Source organism: Pseudomonas auratipiscis, assembly GCF_036324085.1.
GTDB classification, from domain to species: Bacteria; Pseudomonadota; Gammaproteobacteria; order Pseudomonadales; family Pseudomonadaceae; genus Aquipseudomonas; species Aquipseudomonas auratipiscis.
Window position 1 is genome coordinate 48,010 of sequence record NZ_JAZDCU010000013.1, and the last position, 15,917, is coordinate 63,926.

A 15,917-nucleotide genomic window follows, 5' to 3' on the forward strand; every position below is an offset into this window, starting at 1 on the left:
CACTGATTTCATTAGGCCCAGCAACACTGGCCCAAGCCTTGCTCTATGCTCTATGTATCCTCCCAACAAACACAATAGCCAGGAGACACACCATGCGTTATGCACATCCCGGTACCGAAGGTTCCAAGGTTTCCTTCAAGAGCCGTTATGGGAACTACATCGGTGGCGAGTTCGTTGCTCCGGTCAAAGGGCAGTACTTCGAAAACATCTCGCCAGTAAACGGCCAACTGATTGCTGAATTCCCCCGCTCCACTGCCGAAGACGTTGAAAAGGCACTGGACGCAGCCCACGCGGCTGCTGACGCCTGGGGCACCTCCTCGGTCCAGGCGCGCTCGCTGATCCTGCTGAAAATCGCCGACCGCATCGAGCAGAACCTCGAACTGCTGGCGATTACCGAAACCTGGGACAACGGCAAAGCCATTCGCGAAACCCTCAACGCCGACATTCCCTTGGCCGCCGATCACTTCCGCTACTTCGCTGGCTGCCTGCGCGCCCAAGAAGGCGGCGCCGCAGAAATCGACGGCAATACCGTTGCCTACCACCTGCACGAACCACTGGGCGTGGTCGGGCAGATCATTCCATGGAACTTCCCCATCCTGATGGCGGCCTGGAAACTCGCACCTGCCCTGGCGGCCGGTAACTGCGTCGTGCTCAAGCCCGCCGAGCAAACCCCGCTGGGTATCAGCGTGCTGCTGGAAGTAATCGGCGACCTGCTGCCAGCCGGCGTGCTCAACGTGGTGCAAGGCTATGGCCGTGAAGCCGGTGAAGCCCTGGCCACCAGCAAACGTATCGCCAAGATCGCGTTTACCGGGTCTACCCCAGTTGGCTCGCACATCATGAAATGTGCCGCCGAGAACATCATTCCTTCCACCGTCGAGCTGGGCGGCAAATCGCCGAACATCTTCTTCGAAGACATCATGCAGGCCGAGCCTGCCTTCATCGAAAAAGCTGCCGAAGGCCTGGTGCTGGCGTTCTTCAACCAGGGCGAAGTGTGCACCTGCCCGTCCCGCGCGCTGGTTCAAGAGTCCATTTACCCGGCGTTCATGCAGGAGGTAATGAAGAAGATCAAACAGATCAAGCGCGGTGACCCGCTGGATACCGACACCATGGTCGGCGCCCAGGCCTCCGAGCAGCAGTTCGACAAGATTCTCTCGTACCTGGAAATTGCCGAGAAAGAAGGCGCCGAACTGCTGACCGGCGGCAAGGTAGAAAAACTCGAAGGCAGCCTGGCGACCGGTTACTACATCCAGCCGACCCTGCTCAAGGGCACCAACGAGATGCGCGTGTTCCAGGAGGAGATCTTTGGCCCGGTAGTGAGCGTCACCACCTTCAAGGACGAAGCCGAAGCCCTGGCAATCGCCAACGACACCGAGTTCGGCCTGGGTGCTGGGGTTTGGACCCGTGATATCAACCGCGCCTACCGCATGGGTCGCGGCATCAAGGCTGGCCGTGTATGGACCAACTGCTACCACCTGTACCCGGCACACGCCGCGTTCGGTGGCTACAAAAAGTCCGGCGTCGGTCGTGAAACGCACAAAATGATGCTCGACCATTACCAGCAAACCAAAAACCTGCTGGTGAGCTACGACATCAATCCTCTGGGCTTCTTCTAACCCGCAAGAACAGAGCGGTTTCACCCCGGAACCGCTCTGGCTCGCTTCATGCAAGACCATCACCACAGAAACCGGCATCCGCCGGTGACGATAAAAAAAACAGGTGAACCCTATGCCAAGCGATCACTCCGGCAGCGTGCCGGCTGGTTCTTCTGTCGACTTCGAAAAGGTCGGCACCGACTACTTCCAACAACGTGAACTGAAAAAAGGCGCGGCAGGCTGGGTGCTGCTGGTGGGCCTCGGCGTTGCCTATGTGATTTCCGGCGACTACGCCGGCTGGAACTTTGGCTTGGCCCAAGGTGGCTGGGGTGGGATGTTCCTCGCCACCTTACTGATGGCCACCATGTACCTGTGCATGTGTTTTTCCCTGGCCGAACTGTCTTCGATGATTCCCACCGCCGGTGGCGGCTACGGCTTTGCCCGCAGCGCATTCGGCCCTTGGGGTGGCTTTTTGACCGGCACGGCGATCCTGATTGAATACGCCATCGCACCCGCAGCGATTGCGGTGTTCATCGGCGCTTATTGTCAGTCACTGTTCGGCATCGGTGGCTGGATGATCTACCTGGCCTTCTACATCATCTTCATCGGCATTCACATCTTCGGTGTCGGTGAAGCACTGAAGCTGATGTTCGTCATCACTGCCGTCGCCGCCATTGCCCTAGGCGTGTTCCTGGTCGCCATGGTGCCGCACTTCGATGTGAACAACCTGTTCGACATTGCCCAGACCGACGCCGTTGGCGCCAGCAGCTTTTTGCCATTCGGCTATGTTGGCGTATGGGCGGCAATCCCCTACGCGATCTGGTTCTTCCTCGCGGTAGAGGGCGTGCCACTGGCGGCTGAAGAAACCAAGAACCCCAAGCGCGACCTGCCACGCGGGCTGATCGGTGCCATGCTGGTGCTGCTGGCCTTCGCCTTGCTGATTCTGGTGGTGGGTCCTGGCGGTGCGGGTGCCGAAGCCCTGAAAAGCTCGGGCAACCCGTTGGTCGAAGCACTGGCAAAAGCCTACGGCGGCTCGACCTGGATGGGCAGCTTCGTCAACCTGGTAGGCCTGGCCGGTCTTATCGCCAGCTTCTTCTCGATCATCTATGCCTACTCGCGGCAAATTTTCGCCCTGTCCCGCGCGGGCTACCTGCCACGCAAACTCTCGCAGACCAACAAAAGCAAGGCACCGGTGCTGGCCCTGGTCATTCCCGGCATCATCGGTTTCGGCCTGTCGCTGACCGGCCAGGGCGACCTGCTGATCCTGGTTGCCGTGTTCGGCGCTACGCTGTCTTATGTACTGATGATGGCTGCACACATCACCCTGCGTATCAAACGCCCTAAAATGGAGCGTCCGTATCGCACACCGGGCGGGATCTTCACTTCAGGCGTGGCGCTGGTGCTGGCTTGCATCGCCGTAGTCGCCGGCTTCCTGGTTGATCCGCGGGTTGTGATTGGCGCCGCTGTCATCTATGGCGTACTGATTGCGTACTTTGCGTTTTACAGCCGGCACCACCTGGTAGCCGGAACACCGGAAGAAGAGTTCGCCGCGATCCAAAAGGCCGAAGAGGCCTTGCACTGATCAACGCCACCCGCGCCGCAGGCCAGGCCTGCGGCGTTCTGGAGATTCTGTATGGCAAGTTTTGTACACACGGCAGGTCAGCAGACTTACCGTTTTGAAAGCCTTAAAGAGGTCATGGCCAAAGCCAGTCCGGCACGTTCGGGCGATTTTCTCGCCGGAGTCGCTGCCAGCAACGATGGCGAACGGGTGGCGGCGCAGATGGCACTGGCTGACATACCGCTCAAACACTTTCTCAGCGAAGCGCTGATTCCCTACGAAGAAGATGAAGTCACCCGGCTGATCATCGACACCCATGACGCCAATGCCTTTGCCGCGGTCAGCCATCTGACCGTGGGTGGCCTGCGTGATTGGCTGCTCAGTGAACACGCCGATGAACACAGCCTGCGCGCCCTGGCGCCTGGGCTGACGCCGGAAATGGCCGCTGCTGTATCCAAAATCATGCGCGTGCAGGACCTGGTGCTGGTGGCGCAGAAAATCCGCGTAGTCACCCGTTTTCGCGGCACCATGGGCCTGCGCGGACGCCTGTCCACCCGCCTGCAACCCAACCACCCCACCGATGAGCCGGCCGGGATTGCCGCAAGCATCCTCGACGGATTGTTGTACGGCAACGGCGACGCCATGATCGGCATCAACCCGGCCACCGACAGCATCGCGTCCATCTGCGCCATGCTGGAAATGCTCGACGCGATCATCCAGCGCTACGACATCCCTACCCAAGCCTGCGTACTGACCCACGTAACCACCTCGATCGAGGCGATCAACCGTGGGGTACCGTTGGACCTGGTGTTCCAGTCGATTGCCGGAACCGAGGCGGCCAATGCCAGCTTCGGCATCAACCTCAATGTGCTGAGGGAAGGCTACGAAGCAGGTCTTAGCCTCAATCGCGGCACCCTGGGGCAGAACCTGATGTACTTCGAAACCGGCCAGGGCAGCGCACTGTCAGCCAACGCCCACCATGGCGTCGACCAACAAACCTGTGAAACCCGCGCCTATGCCGTGGCCCGGCATTTCAAGCCGTTTCTGGTCAACACCGTGGTGGGCTTCATTGGTCCGGAATACCTGTACAACGGCAAGCAAATTATCCGCGCCGGCCTTGAAGACCACTTCTGCGGCAAGCTGCTTGGCGTGCCCATGGGCTGCGATATCTGCTACACCAACCATGCCGAAGCCGATCAGGACGACATGGACACGCTGCTGACTCTGCTGGGGGTTGCCGGGATCAACTTCATCATGGGCATCCCAGGCTCCGATGACATCATGCTCAACTACCAAACCACCTCGTTCCACGATGCGCTCTATGCCCGCCAGACCCTGGGCCTGAAACCGGCACCGGAATTCGAAAGCTGGTTGGCACGCATGGGCATCTTCACCCAAGCCGACGGCCGCGTGCGATTTGGCGACAACCTGCCACCGGCCTTCCGCCAGGCCTTGGCACAACTGGGATAAGCGAGGCGCTCATGGCCAACACCCCACAGGACACCAGCAGCAATCCCTGGTTGGAACTGCGCCGACTGACCCCGGCGCGCATTGCCCTCGGTCGCACCGGCACCAGCCTGCCGACCAGCGCCCAACTGGACTTTCAATTTGCCCACGCCCAAGCCCGCGACGCCGTGCACTTGGCGTTCGATCATCAAGGGTTGCGCTCACAGTTGAGTGAGCGCCAGCGCGACAGCCTGCTATTGCACAGCGCCGCGGCCGACCGCCACAGCTACTTGCAACGGCCCGACCTGGGTCGACGCCTGCATCCGGACTCGGCCCAGCAGTTGCGTGAACACGCCGCGGCCAACCCGGGTGGAGTCGATCTGGCTATTGTCGTCGCCGATGGTCTGTCGGCCTTGGCGGTCCACCGTCACACCCTGCCGTTTCTCGCCCGTTTCGAAGAACAGTCCACTGCCGATGGCTGGTCGGTGGCACCGGTGATACTGGTGGAACAAGGTCGAGTAGCCGTGGCCGACGAAGTAGGTGAGCTGCTCGGGGCAAAAATGACCGTGATTTTGATCGGCGAACGCCCGGGTTTGAGTTCCCCTGACAGTCTCGGCCTGTATTTCACCTACAACCCCAAAGTGGGCCTGACCGACGCCTATCGCAACTGCATATCCAACGTGCGCCTTGAAGGGCTCAGCTACGGCATGGCCGCGCACCGCCTGTTGTACCTGATGCGCGAAGCCTGTCGCCGACAACTGTCGGGGGTCAACCTGAAGGACGAAGCACAGGTGCACACCCTTGAGTCAGACACCGACATATCGAAGAAAGGAAACTTCCTGCTAAGCAAACCTTGAAAGGCAAACGCTTCGTAGATTGCACTTTCTAATTATCTTCAGGCAGCATCTGCCGAGGCGGCCGGCGACTAGCCGCGAATTCCCATGGACCCTGAGGCCTGCTAATGCGGATTATCAAAGCAACCCTGGAACATCTGGACCTGCTCGCCCCGCTGTTCGTCAAATACCGCGAATTTTACGGTCAGCTGCCCTACCCGGACTCCTCCCGTTCGTTTCTGGAAAAACGCCTGGACCGAGGCGAATCGATCATCTACCTGGCGCTGCCCGACGATGACGACAACAAATTGATGGGTTTCTGTCAGCTCTACCCAAGCTTCTCTTCACTGTCGCTCAAGCGCGTATGGATTCTCAACGACATCTACGTTGCTGAAGACTCCCGCCGCATGTTGGTGGCCGACAACCTCATGCGCGCAGCGAAAAAGCTGGCAAAAGAGACCAATGCCGTACGCTTGCGGGCCTCCACCAGCCTCGACAACGATGTGGCGATGAAAACTTACGAATCCATCGGTTTTCGCGAAGATCAGGAATTCAAAAGCTACATTTTGCCGATCAGCTCAGACTGAACCAGTGGCGCGGGCTTGCCCCGCGATTGCAGATGTCAGCCATGTTGCAATCGCGGGGCAAGCCCACTCCTACGGAATTTGATATCGCTACCTTCCTATCTTGGTAACCCGCCGCTACAAACTGCTCAGGCACAATCTCGTCGCCTCCGTATAATGCGCCCTCCTAAATGTGTGAAACTTTACCCATCACTCGGGTAGCGGCTGATCGCATCCGCACTGCCAGCCATCGCATGCCCTCGACCGGGTTCAAAGAACACAGGTGCTGTACATGGATTTCAACCCGCTAGACCTTATTCTGCATCTCGACGCCTACCTCGATTTACTGGTCAACAACTATGGCCCATGGATCTACGCGATTCTGTTCCTGGTTATTTTCTGCGAAACCGGTCTGGTAGTTATGCCATTCCTGCCCGGTGATTCCCTGCTGTTCATCGCCGGTGCAGTGGCGGCTGGCGGCGGTATGGACCCGGTACTGCTAGGCGGTCTGCTGATGGTGGCGGCGATACTTGGCGACAGCACCAATTACGTCATCGGCCGAACAGCCGGGGAACGATTGTTCCGCAATCCCAACTCGAAAATCTTCCGCCGCGACTACTTGCAGCAAACCCACGATTTCTACGACCGCCACGGCGGCAAAACCGTAACCCTGGCGCGGTTCCTGCCGATTCTGCGTACCTTTGCCCCATTCGTGGCGGGTATCGCGAAAATGCATTACCCACGTTTCCTGGGGTTCAGCGTTGCTGGCACCGTGCTTTGGGTTGGCGGCCTGGTAACCCTCGGCTACTTCTTTGGCAACGTCCCGTTTATCAAACAGAACCTGTCATTGATGATCGTCGCCATCATCCTGTTGTCACTGGTGCCGATGATCATTGGCATCGTGCGCAGCCGCATGCACCGCCCCGCCAAGGTCAACTAAGCCCTGGCCATGTGGTCATTGAGCGCCTGGCGCCGTCGCCGTACCCTGGCACGCCATCCCATCGACCCGCAGCGCTGGCAGCGGGTTCGTGAGCGCTTGCCGATGCTTGACGGCCTGACATCTGACGAAGACCACTGGCTGCGTGAAGCTTGCGTACTGTTTCTGCATGAAAAACACCTGAGCGCCCTGCCCGGCGTAGAACTGGATGGCGAGCAGCGGTTGTTTCTGGCTGCCCAGGCCCAACTGCCGTTGCTGCACCTGGGTGAACTGAACTGGTATCAGGGCTTTCACGAAATAGTGCTTTACCCCGACGACTTCCTCAGCCCCCAGCGCCATCGCGATGCCAGCGGCGTTGAGCATGAGTGGAACGGCGAGCACAGCGGTGAAGCCTGGCAACAGGGCCCGGTCATCCTGGCCTGGCCAGGGGTGCTGTCCAGCGGTGGCTGGGAAGGCTACAACCTGGTCATCCACGAACTGGCGCACAAGCTCGACATGCTCAACGGCGACGCCAACGGTCTGCCGCCGCTGCACAACGACATGCGCGTAAGCGACTGGGCCAAGGCCATGCAAGACGCGTTTGACGACCTCAACCGTCAACTGGACCGCAACCCCGACGCCGAAACCGCCATCGACCCGTACGCTGCGGAAAACCCTGCGGAGTTCTTCGCCGTCACCAGCGAATACTTCTTCAGCGCCCCCGACCTGCTCGATGCCGCCTACCCCGCGGTGTACCAACAGCTACGCGGTTTTTACCGCCAGGACCCGCTAGCGCGCCTGCAGCAATTGCAGCACAACCACCCTCACTACCGGCAGCACCAGGACTGACACTGCCGGACATCAGGGCGAACGTGGCAAGCACGGCGGAATGTGCCTATAATCGCGACCAATTTTTGGCCAAACATGGGGGCACTGCCCAATGAGCTACAGCAAGATTCCGGCTGGCAAAGACCTGCCGAACGACATCTACGTCGCCATCGAGATTCCAGCCAACCACGCCCCGATCAAGTACGAGATCGACAAGGACAGCGACTGCCTGTTCGTTGACCGTTTCATGGCCACCCCGATGTTCTACCCGGCCAACTACGGTTACATCCCCAACACCCTGGCTGACGACGGTGATCCCCTCGACGTGCTGGTTGTTACCCCGTACCCAGTAGCCCCAGGCTCGGTCATCCGTGCCCGTCCGGTCGGCATCCTGAACATGACCGACGACGGCGGCGGCGACGCCAAAGTTATTGCTGTACCGCACGACAAACTGTCGCAGCTGTACGTCGACATTAAAGAATACACCGACCTGCCAGCCCTGCTGCTGGAGCAAATCAAGCACTTCTTCGAGAACTACAAAGACCTCGAAAAAGGCAAGTGGGTCAAGATCGAAGGCTGGGAAGGCGCTGACGCCGCCCGCGCCGCGATCACCAAGTCGGTAGCTGCCTACAAAGGCTAAGCAACCCACTTAACAAAGAGCCCCGCCAATGCGGGGCTTTTTGTTGGCCGCTGTCTCGGGAGGTGCGGGCTCAAGCCTGGTTAATCCCCAATCCCGCATCATCAACAAGCGCCTTGGCGAATTCACTCAGAAAATAAGCGGCCCACATCATCTCGCCGTCTTCATCCAGCAGCCCCGCCTGAATCAGCTTATGCACGCATCCAAGCACGGTTGAAGCCTGCTCCAACGCGTAGTCACAGGGCACCCCCGGGCTGATGCGAAACAGCCCCATAGGTGCTTGCTCGCTGCAGATGAAATTAACAACGCCTACTGTTTCCCCCGTCTCCGTGCTCATGGCTCTCCCCTCGCGTCCATGGCTTGCAGGGTGCTCAGCGCGTGCTCGACCAACGCCCTGGCCATCTCGGCCGAATGCAGCACGCTCATCAGCATGCCTTGGCCCGGTTCATTGGCGTGGGCTCGGCAGAATTCGTCGGTAGTTTCATGGATGCCGCGCAGCAGTTCGCTGGCGAAAGCCAGGGAGTCGGGAGGGATCAGGTCGCTGTGGATGGAAAAGTAGGGGGTGGTGATGAGGGAGGCAGGCGGGTCTGGGACTATTTTTTTCATGGCGTAACTCCTAGTCGGTTTAGGAGCCTCCACCTCAATCCTTCTCACAGAATTAGGGTGGCAGCTGCACGCGGGGTGAGAAACCGAGGACATAGGAAACTCGGCCAGACCGAAGTCTGCCCGCGCACAGCCGCCATAACAGCGCTGCCTAAATGTCATCGGGTTTCTCACTCCCGGTCGCCAAAAAGACGACCCGAGGAAATTAGCCCCGATGCCCAGTCGAAACAACAGTGAAAAGGCAGCAGCGCGCGTAGGATAGATCCGAACGCCATCCAAGTTGAATTTTTTTACAAAGAAAACTCCTACGCCACCCAAGGCAATGCCTGTAAACCCTGCCCAATTCCAGGCTAAAAAATGAACCTCGCGTTTATAGCCCCACCCTTTGAAGGCCTTTAGACTCAGGCCTCATGAATACATCCGGTGATCGACTCAAAACCCTTCTGCACGAGTGCAACCTGTCGCCTTCCGACTTCGCGGCGCAGCGCCAAGTGACTCCGCAGCACGTCAACAACTGGTTCAAACGAGGCGTACCCTTGGCGCGTCTCGATGAAATCGCCGATCTACTGTGCGTTTGCAGCAAGTGGTTGCGTATCGGCGAAGGCCCCAAACATCCAACCCCCTTACCGCGCACCCATGCCGCCCTGCGCAAACCGGGCACCGAGCCGACAGACCCCAGCCTGCTGGCCGCCAACACTGCAGAAGACATCCAACTGCCGTTCTACAGCATCCAATCCAAGCAACTACGACCCATCACCAGCCGCTACCTGCGCCTGCCCGTACGTGCGCTGAGTGCCGTTGGCGTCGACCCCGCCCAAGCGATATGCGTCACCATGCCCACCAACAACATGAGCCCCTTACTGCCGCGCGGCAGCACCTTGGCCATCGACAAAGGCATGACCGACATCGTCGAAGGCGAACTCTACGCCCTCCTGCACAACGGCCGCCTGCGCATCCACAGCATCACCCAACGCGCCAACGGCACCCTGCGCCTGCACAGCCATGATAGCGACGAACACCCCACAGAGACCTACACCCAGACACAACTGAAAAATCAGCGGCTGATCATCCTTGGCTGGGTATTCTGGTGGTCAAGCCTGCGCGACAGCCGCCCTGGTTGAGCGGTTGCGGGTGAATTTTTGCTGGGCAACGGCAGCGATACTCAGTATGCTACGCCGCACATTTAGCCCCGGCTGCTCAGCACGCCAGCGGGTCTGGCGCGGCACACACTGCCTGCAGCCACCTCCCGGCCCCAGCGCCGGAGCAACGATTTTAAGGCGGTTGCGGCTTACCATAAATTAGCCAAGACCGTCCCCTAGGAGCCGGCCACAAGCCGGCTTTTTAATTGTCCAAAATAATCCTATCCCATTCGAAAATCCTGCCGATAGCCTAGCTGTCACGGGCGTTTCAAGCGTTCCCCTATCCGATGGTGTTCAACGCCAACTGACCTCATCCGACGATGAGATGGGGGTAGTCCACATTGCGTAACGCTTTTCAAACTCTACCGGTGACAGCTGATTGTTGAAGCCATTGCGACCTCGCTTCTGCTACCTAGTCTTCAGGGCGCAATCTGTCACTGTTAGATCCTGGCGCCTGAAGCGAGCCCCCCATCACGACAGTAAGGGATGGTGGAATCGATAAATTCTGCCGCGTTCGTTTAATACACTCAGGCGATGTAGCGACTCAGAATCGCTGAGACCGGCTCGCCGAAGTGTGGCGTATAGAAGATAGAACTCTGTTTCGAGATCGCTCGCGAAGATCCCTGGATCGTCGGAACCGAGGCACACCTTAATGTCCGGATCTCCATCCTCAACGTGGCCGGGGACCCGCATCCAGCGTAGCGAGTGATGCTCGCCAATGTGGTGGTACTGACTGATCCGGACGTTACTAGACGGCAGTGTCTCAATGAGGATCCCCCGAACGGCAATCTGTTGCATTAATGCTTGCTGCAGTCGGAGGTAACCTTGGGCATCCATGAAGTCAGCCTCTTTCTCGGTCAGTTCGCCTGCACGTTCGTGAACCCCTGCGTCGTTCAACCACTCCCAGAGCAGTCCCACTGCCTGAGGCTGGTTCTGGCATGCTGACCTAACCCTCAAAGTTTCCTCGCGCCAGAGGTCGCTCAGCGGTTCGTGCTGCGAGCTTTCGTCACCGGTTAGCTGGCGCATCAGGTCAAGGCGACTCAAACCGCGAAGCGCCATCGCGCGCTCGATGTCGAACGCTACCAGCGAACGCCCGAAAATTTGGTGAGCAACCAACTCCAGTTCGCGATGAAGGCGGTGGACGCAGGCTTGCATCTCTGGCACATCCCGCAACAATTGCCACGCGGCAAGCACACTCAGCAACCACTCACCTCGAGGCAGGGTGATTTTACCTGGCATACGATCAAGCCACAGGCTTGGGCGGATCCCCATTGCTGTTCCATGTCCGATACGGTCGCCGTTGCGCAGATCCAGTAGTTCCAGTGCATCCCACATGGTGGCTATACCCGACAGAAGGTGCCGGAAGTCTTCACCTGCGTGATAGGTGCGCCGATCCAAACCGGCTCGACGGCAGACACGGAAAACAGGGGCGAAAACGTCAGGGGGCGCGTGTAACTCATTTGCGGCAGCATCGATGCCCCGTACCCATGTCCTTAGTCGAGGCCAGCGGGCAAGGACTGATAGCAGCACATTAGTAGTTCGACGTAGCTGCATGTCGAGTGGGTAGTGCCTATATGGGCCGGACTTGCCCTTTCCATTAGGCGACCAGTCTAGCTTGATAAAATGTGCGACCAGTGCCAGCCGATGAACGCTTCGATGAGGGAAAGTCGGTCGCTCAAAATAGCGGTCTAGCTCGCTCAACAAGGCAGAGAGAGAGCGTGGTTTGATGGACAATCTGCCAGTAGCAGTAGCATCGTTTAGATAATTGAGGTAGCCGCCCAGTATTGCCTGGAACAATCGGCAAGCTTTTAGCGGATCGACTTTGGGGGCGAAGCGTCCCTCCAGATATCCGACAGTACTACGTGCTAATCGAGGCCCGTGCATGGCGTGAAAGCGCGCTCGAAACTCCCGTTCTGACGGCTCACGAAGCCCCGTCAGAGTGAACTTCTGAAACTGGTCGAACCCATACTGCGCCTCACTCTGCACAAGCAATCGATAGTATTGATTCAGCAGCAGCAGGTATGTATGAAACATCCGAGAAAGTTGGACGTTTGGGTGCTGCCAAAGTCTGGCAACGAGCGCTGCCATCCATGTGAACTCTTCTTCAACATCGGGTTCGTCACGCCACGACGGAGTAGGCACACTTAACCCTTCAGACCACTCGTCGTTGCCTGCGCTATACAAACTTTGACACGACAATGGCAGTAGTGCGTCCGGCGCGAGCTGGCCATTTGTAGAGCCGATGAGCCAAGAACGAAGCCGGCCTGCAGTCTGCAGGTGCTGGTGAAAGACCTGCGGAGTCAGTTCGGGATTCGTCTGTCCAACTAGCTCGCGAATACGGCCTCCGCTCTTCTCGCGGGTCCAGGCGCTCACAAAATCCCGAGTTTCCGCGCGCGAGTCGCGGATTGCACGCAGCCAGCAGATCTCGGCATGCGTACTGCCATTCAGATGTAGGTGTGATTCGTGCAAACCTTCCCGCTCAACATAGTCTGCGACCGGTGCCTCCTCTGGTCGAAGCAAGGGCACAACTTGGCGTCTCCACGGGGCTATCTCTCGATTGAATGAGTCGAGCCGCAAACGAAACGAACGGTCCGAGTTGCACTCCCCCGCGCGAAGAATCACATCAGCTGCTGCTTGGATTGGGAGCGAAGAAAGCCTGCTGGCAACGCCTTGCTGCCAGGAGCCGAATAGATCGCGATGGACACGCAACTCGCCATGCCGCAGGCTCAGGAACTCATCGACCAGGGCCTTGAGCGCATTGATTAGGACGCCATTTTCAGGCTGCTGCCCTGCCAGGAAGCGCCATGCCGAATCGAACACATGATCCGGAAAGCGTGCAGCCCAAGGCTGGTATGCGAGATAGGCGGGCTCCCGTAACTTAGACCAATCCAACTGCTGGGCGAAGGGCGTCTCCCAAGAGAGACGCAGGATCCTGTAGTCCGACAGCAGTAGCGTCGAGAGGAGCGAGCCGATGGAGGCGGCTTGGGCACTCATTCGTGAGTGGCCTCACCAGCACCACGAGATGCAGTTTGTCGGGACCGAGACTCGCCCGTTACGGAAACTTTCTGCATGAGCTCCTTAAGCTCTTTCGGGCACAACAAACCCTTGATCGCCGCTTCATTCATGTCATCAGGAAACAACGGTTTCAACGCTTGGGCATAATCCAGTTCAGTGTCCAGAAGCCCCAGGAGCAAGGGACATGTCGCCATGATTGCGGTAAATGGGAAATCAACTCTTTGAGGTTTAGCTGAGTTGAGCTTGTCGACAAACCAGCTAGCCGAGGTTCGGGGGTTGTTCCTGTCGATCCTCGAAATAGTCTTCGACGCATCTGACGTATCAAGCAGGTGGTGTTCAGCCTCCTCGACCAAGAATGCGTTGATGACGCAGAGTGAAAATATCTCCATCACCGTGTCGAATTTAGCGCTTGGTTTCAGATCCTCGGCCGCGTTCTGCAAACTGAAGAAGAGTCGTGTCCAGACCTTGCCTAGAAAAATGCCTGAAGGCATGGTCTTCTTAAACAAATCACGCACGCTTTCGAGCCAAGTATCAATGCTCCTCCATAGGGCTTCTTGTTTCGCCCACTCATTCGACTCAGCCAGTGCGCGTTGCTTATCTTCGTCGTCCTCATCTTCCGGTGTAGCGTCGCCTTGGCGCGACCAACTGGGGCCAGAAACGGTTAAAGACGGATAAGCCCGCTCAAAGACCGTCCGGGCTTCAAGATCACCCTGGTTATCTGCCGACAGCAATTTCTCGATGAGACCGATTAACGTAAAGATGGACCCATAGGTACGCGGATTGGTAGCACTCACTACGTTGACCATGCTTAGCGCAAACACGGGCAAATGCGGAATCGCTGTATTATCAACAGCACGTTGGATCACGGCCCGAGCGATTAGCTCGCCCTTTCTCCCTCTCGTACCTCGCCGCAGCCCCACAACACCGGGCAAAACGACACGGGGTTTGTAGTTCACGCTGTAGGGCATTGCGATGACTGCTGTCGCGCGCCGAGCCCAGTCAAGGCTGTCTTCTCTACGACCGATGCCCATGTAAGACTTAAATTGGTGGACGCGACCCAATGAAGACGTTGAGTCCTTATCGCTCAGGTGAGAGTTGGCAAGGTTGTAGAGCGACACACTGCCGGGCCCACGCAACAGATACCGAAGAGCTGTTCCCGGCTTGCCGGCGCAGAAATTCGGCACCTCCGCTGCCAGTGCAGCAAAACAAGCCTTGATGTCCTGTTCCGCCGACATTGGCCGGAGATATGGAGCCGTATCAATGTCCCCGTCCTCCAGTGAGAGGTCGAAAACGGCCAGCGTTAAAGCTGGCAACTCTTTTGCGGCAATCGCATCGGTATCGACGGAGAACTTATAGAGGCTTGTCAGCGCTAGAGCCTGTAAGGAGCGGCTGAGCTCACTGGTCAGATCAATTGACCAAACCCCTGACTTCAATTCGGCAGAAGACGATATCTCCAGATGCGGTGCGCAACTGGATAGCACCTGTAAAACTGAACGCAGAGGTTGCTTGAGCAGGAATTCGGTATATGTGGACACGTCAGAGCTGGCTTTAACACGCAGACCGCGCTGCACTATTGCTTGGACTACATCCTCTACCGATATCTCGTTCTGGCCCCAAGCAGGATGGGTAGCGTGGCAATTATCAAGAAGTTTGATATTCCACAATGGCTTCAACTGCATGCGCCGCCGTATCGGGAAGAGTTTGAGCAAGTACTGCTCTTCCATATGGTCAATCATGCGTAGATATTGGCCCGAACGGTCTCCTTGCTTTGAACTGCGCTGAAGGTCCAGAGCTGCCTCGGGCCTGCCTGCGACCGTTGTTGCGAAGTGTTGACGCACGAGCAGCGAATAGAGCTCCATGTCACCTGTTACCAGCACCAATAAACGGGGGGTATCTAAGTATTTTCGGATGCACTCCAGCAAATTAATTGCGTGCGTGGAGTCTGTGTCAGCATCGTCGAACCCGAGCATCAGCCCTTGCACACCGAGAATGCGACACGCAGTCTCGAATAGATGGTGCAACTTTGTTCTCAAGCTAGTGCTGTCGCTTGTGCGCTCTAGACCCCAGTCGAGAAAGAGCTCCGGATCCAGATCGTTGAGCGGGTGGTATTCTTTTGCGAATAAGCTGAGGCCGCCGGCGACGCCCTTGAACGCCCGGCGCCATTCGTCCCGAAGCTGTTCATTATGCATTTGGCGCAGCTCCTTGAGGGCCTCCTCGACCCGCTTGTTGAGATGCTGCAGGATGACGAGCAGGATGATCTCGCTATGCTCGATGCGACTTGGATCTATCAGAGCGATGAATGCCATCTGACTTTTCAGGTCAACATCGGCCTTCATGGCAGCCTTTACTGAGCTCAAGAAGGTTGACTTGCCTGCGCCTCGGGAACCATCAAGAAACTGCGTCCATCCACTGCCGTATGGGTAGTCCTGCTTGAGTGACTCTGCAGGCCTCAAGGTGGCTAGGTGTTCATTCACTTGATCCCGGAGAAGTTCGTAGTGCCGGCGCTGGACAAGCTCGTTGGCCGAGAGCGCCTTTGCGCTATCTCCTTGATCAAGATGAATAAGCACATCAAAGCTTCTCGTTGCGGGCGTTGGCTGGTTCAAGTTGGTATCTCCCTTGGTTTGCATCGTAAACATCGTCGGGAGCGCATTGTCGGGTGAGCGCGCTACTCGATGGTTCACACTACGAAATTGTTCGATTGTCCTGCCTTGGCCTTTAACTTTCAGCCCAAGCTGCACATTTCTGTCAGACCATATCCGAAAGTTGGTTAAAAGCTGAGCATCACTC

Annotated in this window: 13 protein-coding genes; 9 read left to right on the forward strand and 4 right to left on the reverse strand. The window is 57.8% G+C overall.

Annotation, left to right across the window (positions count from 1 at the left end; genetic code table 11):
• The first annotated feature begins 92 nt into the window (after window positions 1-92).
• From exaC to ppa, 8 genes are all read left to right on the forward strand, one after another.
• Complete coding sequence (gene exaC, locus V0R60_RS18065) at window positions 93-1,613, forward strand: acetaldehyde dehydrogenase ExaC (protein WP_330080438.1); 1,521 nt, start codon at window positions 93-95, stop codon at window positions 1,611-1,613.
• 112 nt (window positions 1,614-1,725) lie between these two features.
• On the forward strand, window positions 1,726-3,174 hold the full coding sequence (gene eat, locus V0R60_RS18070; protein WP_330080439.1) for an ethanolamine permease: 1,449 nt from the start codon (window positions 1,726-1,728) through the stop codon (window positions 3,172-3,174).
• 51 nt (window positions 3,175-3,225) lie between these two features.
• Window positions 3,226-4,620 (forward strand): ethanolamine ammonia-lyase subunit EutB, encoded by a 1,395-nt coding sequence (locus tag V0R60_RS18075; protein ID WP_330080440.1) that lies wholly within the window; start codon window positions 3,226-3,228, stop codon window positions 4,618-4,620.
• Between the two features lie 11 nt (window positions 4,621-4,631).
• Window positions 4,632-5,453, forward strand: coding sequence for an ethanolamine ammonia-lyase subunit EutC (gene eutC, locus V0R60_RS18080; RefSeq protein ID WP_330080441.1), 822 nt, complete (start codon window positions 4,632-4,634; stop codon window positions 5,451-5,453).
• 104 nt (window positions 5,454-5,557) lie between these two features.
• Window positions 5,558-6,016 carry a GNAT family N-acetyltransferase gene (locus V0R60_RS18085; RefSeq protein ID WP_330080442.1) on the forward strand — a complete coding sequence of 153 codons (459 nt, stop codon included), beginning with the start codon at window positions 5,558-5,560 and terminating at the stop codon, window positions 6,014-6,016.
• A gap of 268 nt (window positions 6,017-6,284) precedes the next feature.
• A complete protein-coding gene (locus V0R60_RS18090) occupies window positions 6,285-6,932 on the forward strand; it encodes a DedA family protein (RefSeq protein WP_203479772.1) in 648 nt (215 codons plus the stop codon).
• A 9-nt stretch (window positions 6,933-6,941) separates the two neighbouring features.
• Window positions 6,942-7,757: a M90 family metallopeptidase gene (locus V0R60_RS18095; RefSeq protein WP_136474310.1), complete on the forward strand. Its 816-nt coding sequence runs from the start codon at window positions 6,942-6,944 to the stop codon at window positions 7,755-7,757.
• A gap of 91 nt (window positions 7,758-7,848) precedes the next feature.
• A complete protein-coding gene (gene ppa, locus V0R60_RS18100) occupies window positions 7,849-8,376 on the forward strand; it encodes an inorganic diphosphatase (RefSeq protein WP_203479770.1) in 528 nt (175 codons plus the stop codon).
• A gap of 70 nt (window positions 8,377-8,446) precedes the next feature.
• On the opposite strand, the gene V0R60_RS18105 is transcribed toward ppa, so the two are convergent.
• Both V0R60_RS18105 and V0R60_RS18110 read right to left on the reverse strand, forming a co-directional pair.
• On the reverse strand, window positions 8,447-8,710 hold the full coding sequence (locus tag V0R60_RS18105; protein WP_330080443.1) for a DUF3077 domain-containing protein: 264 nt from the start codon (window positions 8,708-8,710) through the stop codon (window positions 8,447-8,449).
• A complete protein-coding gene (locus V0R60_RS18110; RefSeq protein WP_136474307.1) occupies window positions 8,707-8,979 on the reverse strand; it encodes a hypothetical protein in 273 nt (90 codons plus the stop codon). Before V0R60_RS18110 ends, V0R60_RS18105 begins: the two co-directional genes overlap by 4 nt.
• A gap of 407 nt (window positions 8,980-9,386) precedes the next feature.
• Between V0R60_RS18110 and V0R60_RS18115 the strand changes: the two genes are divergently transcribed.
• Complete coding sequence (locus V0R60_RS18115; protein WP_330080444.1) at window positions 9,387-10,097, forward strand: LexA family transcriptional regulator; 711 nt, start codon at window positions 9,387-9,389, stop codon at window positions 10,095-10,097.
• Window positions 10,098-10,586: 489 nt separating this feature from the next.
• Here the strand turns inward: V0R60_RS18115 and V0R60_RS18120 are convergent, their stop codons facing one another.
• On the reverse strand, window positions 10,587-13,109 hold the full coding sequence (locus V0R60_RS18120) for an amidohydrolase family protein (RefSeq protein WP_330080445.1): 2,523 nt from the start codon (window positions 13,107-13,109) through the stop codon (window positions 10,587-10,589).
• Window positions 13,106-15,733 carry a hypothetical protein gene (locus V0R60_RS18125; RefSeq protein WP_330080446.1) on the reverse strand — a complete coding sequence of 876 codons (2,628 nt, stop codon included), beginning with the start codon at window positions 15,731-15,733 and terminating at the stop codon, window positions 13,106-13,108. The genes V0R60_RS18120 and V0R60_RS18125 overlap by 4 nt, the downstream gene beginning before the upstream one ends.
• Window positions 15,734-15,917: the final 184 nt, after the last annotated feature.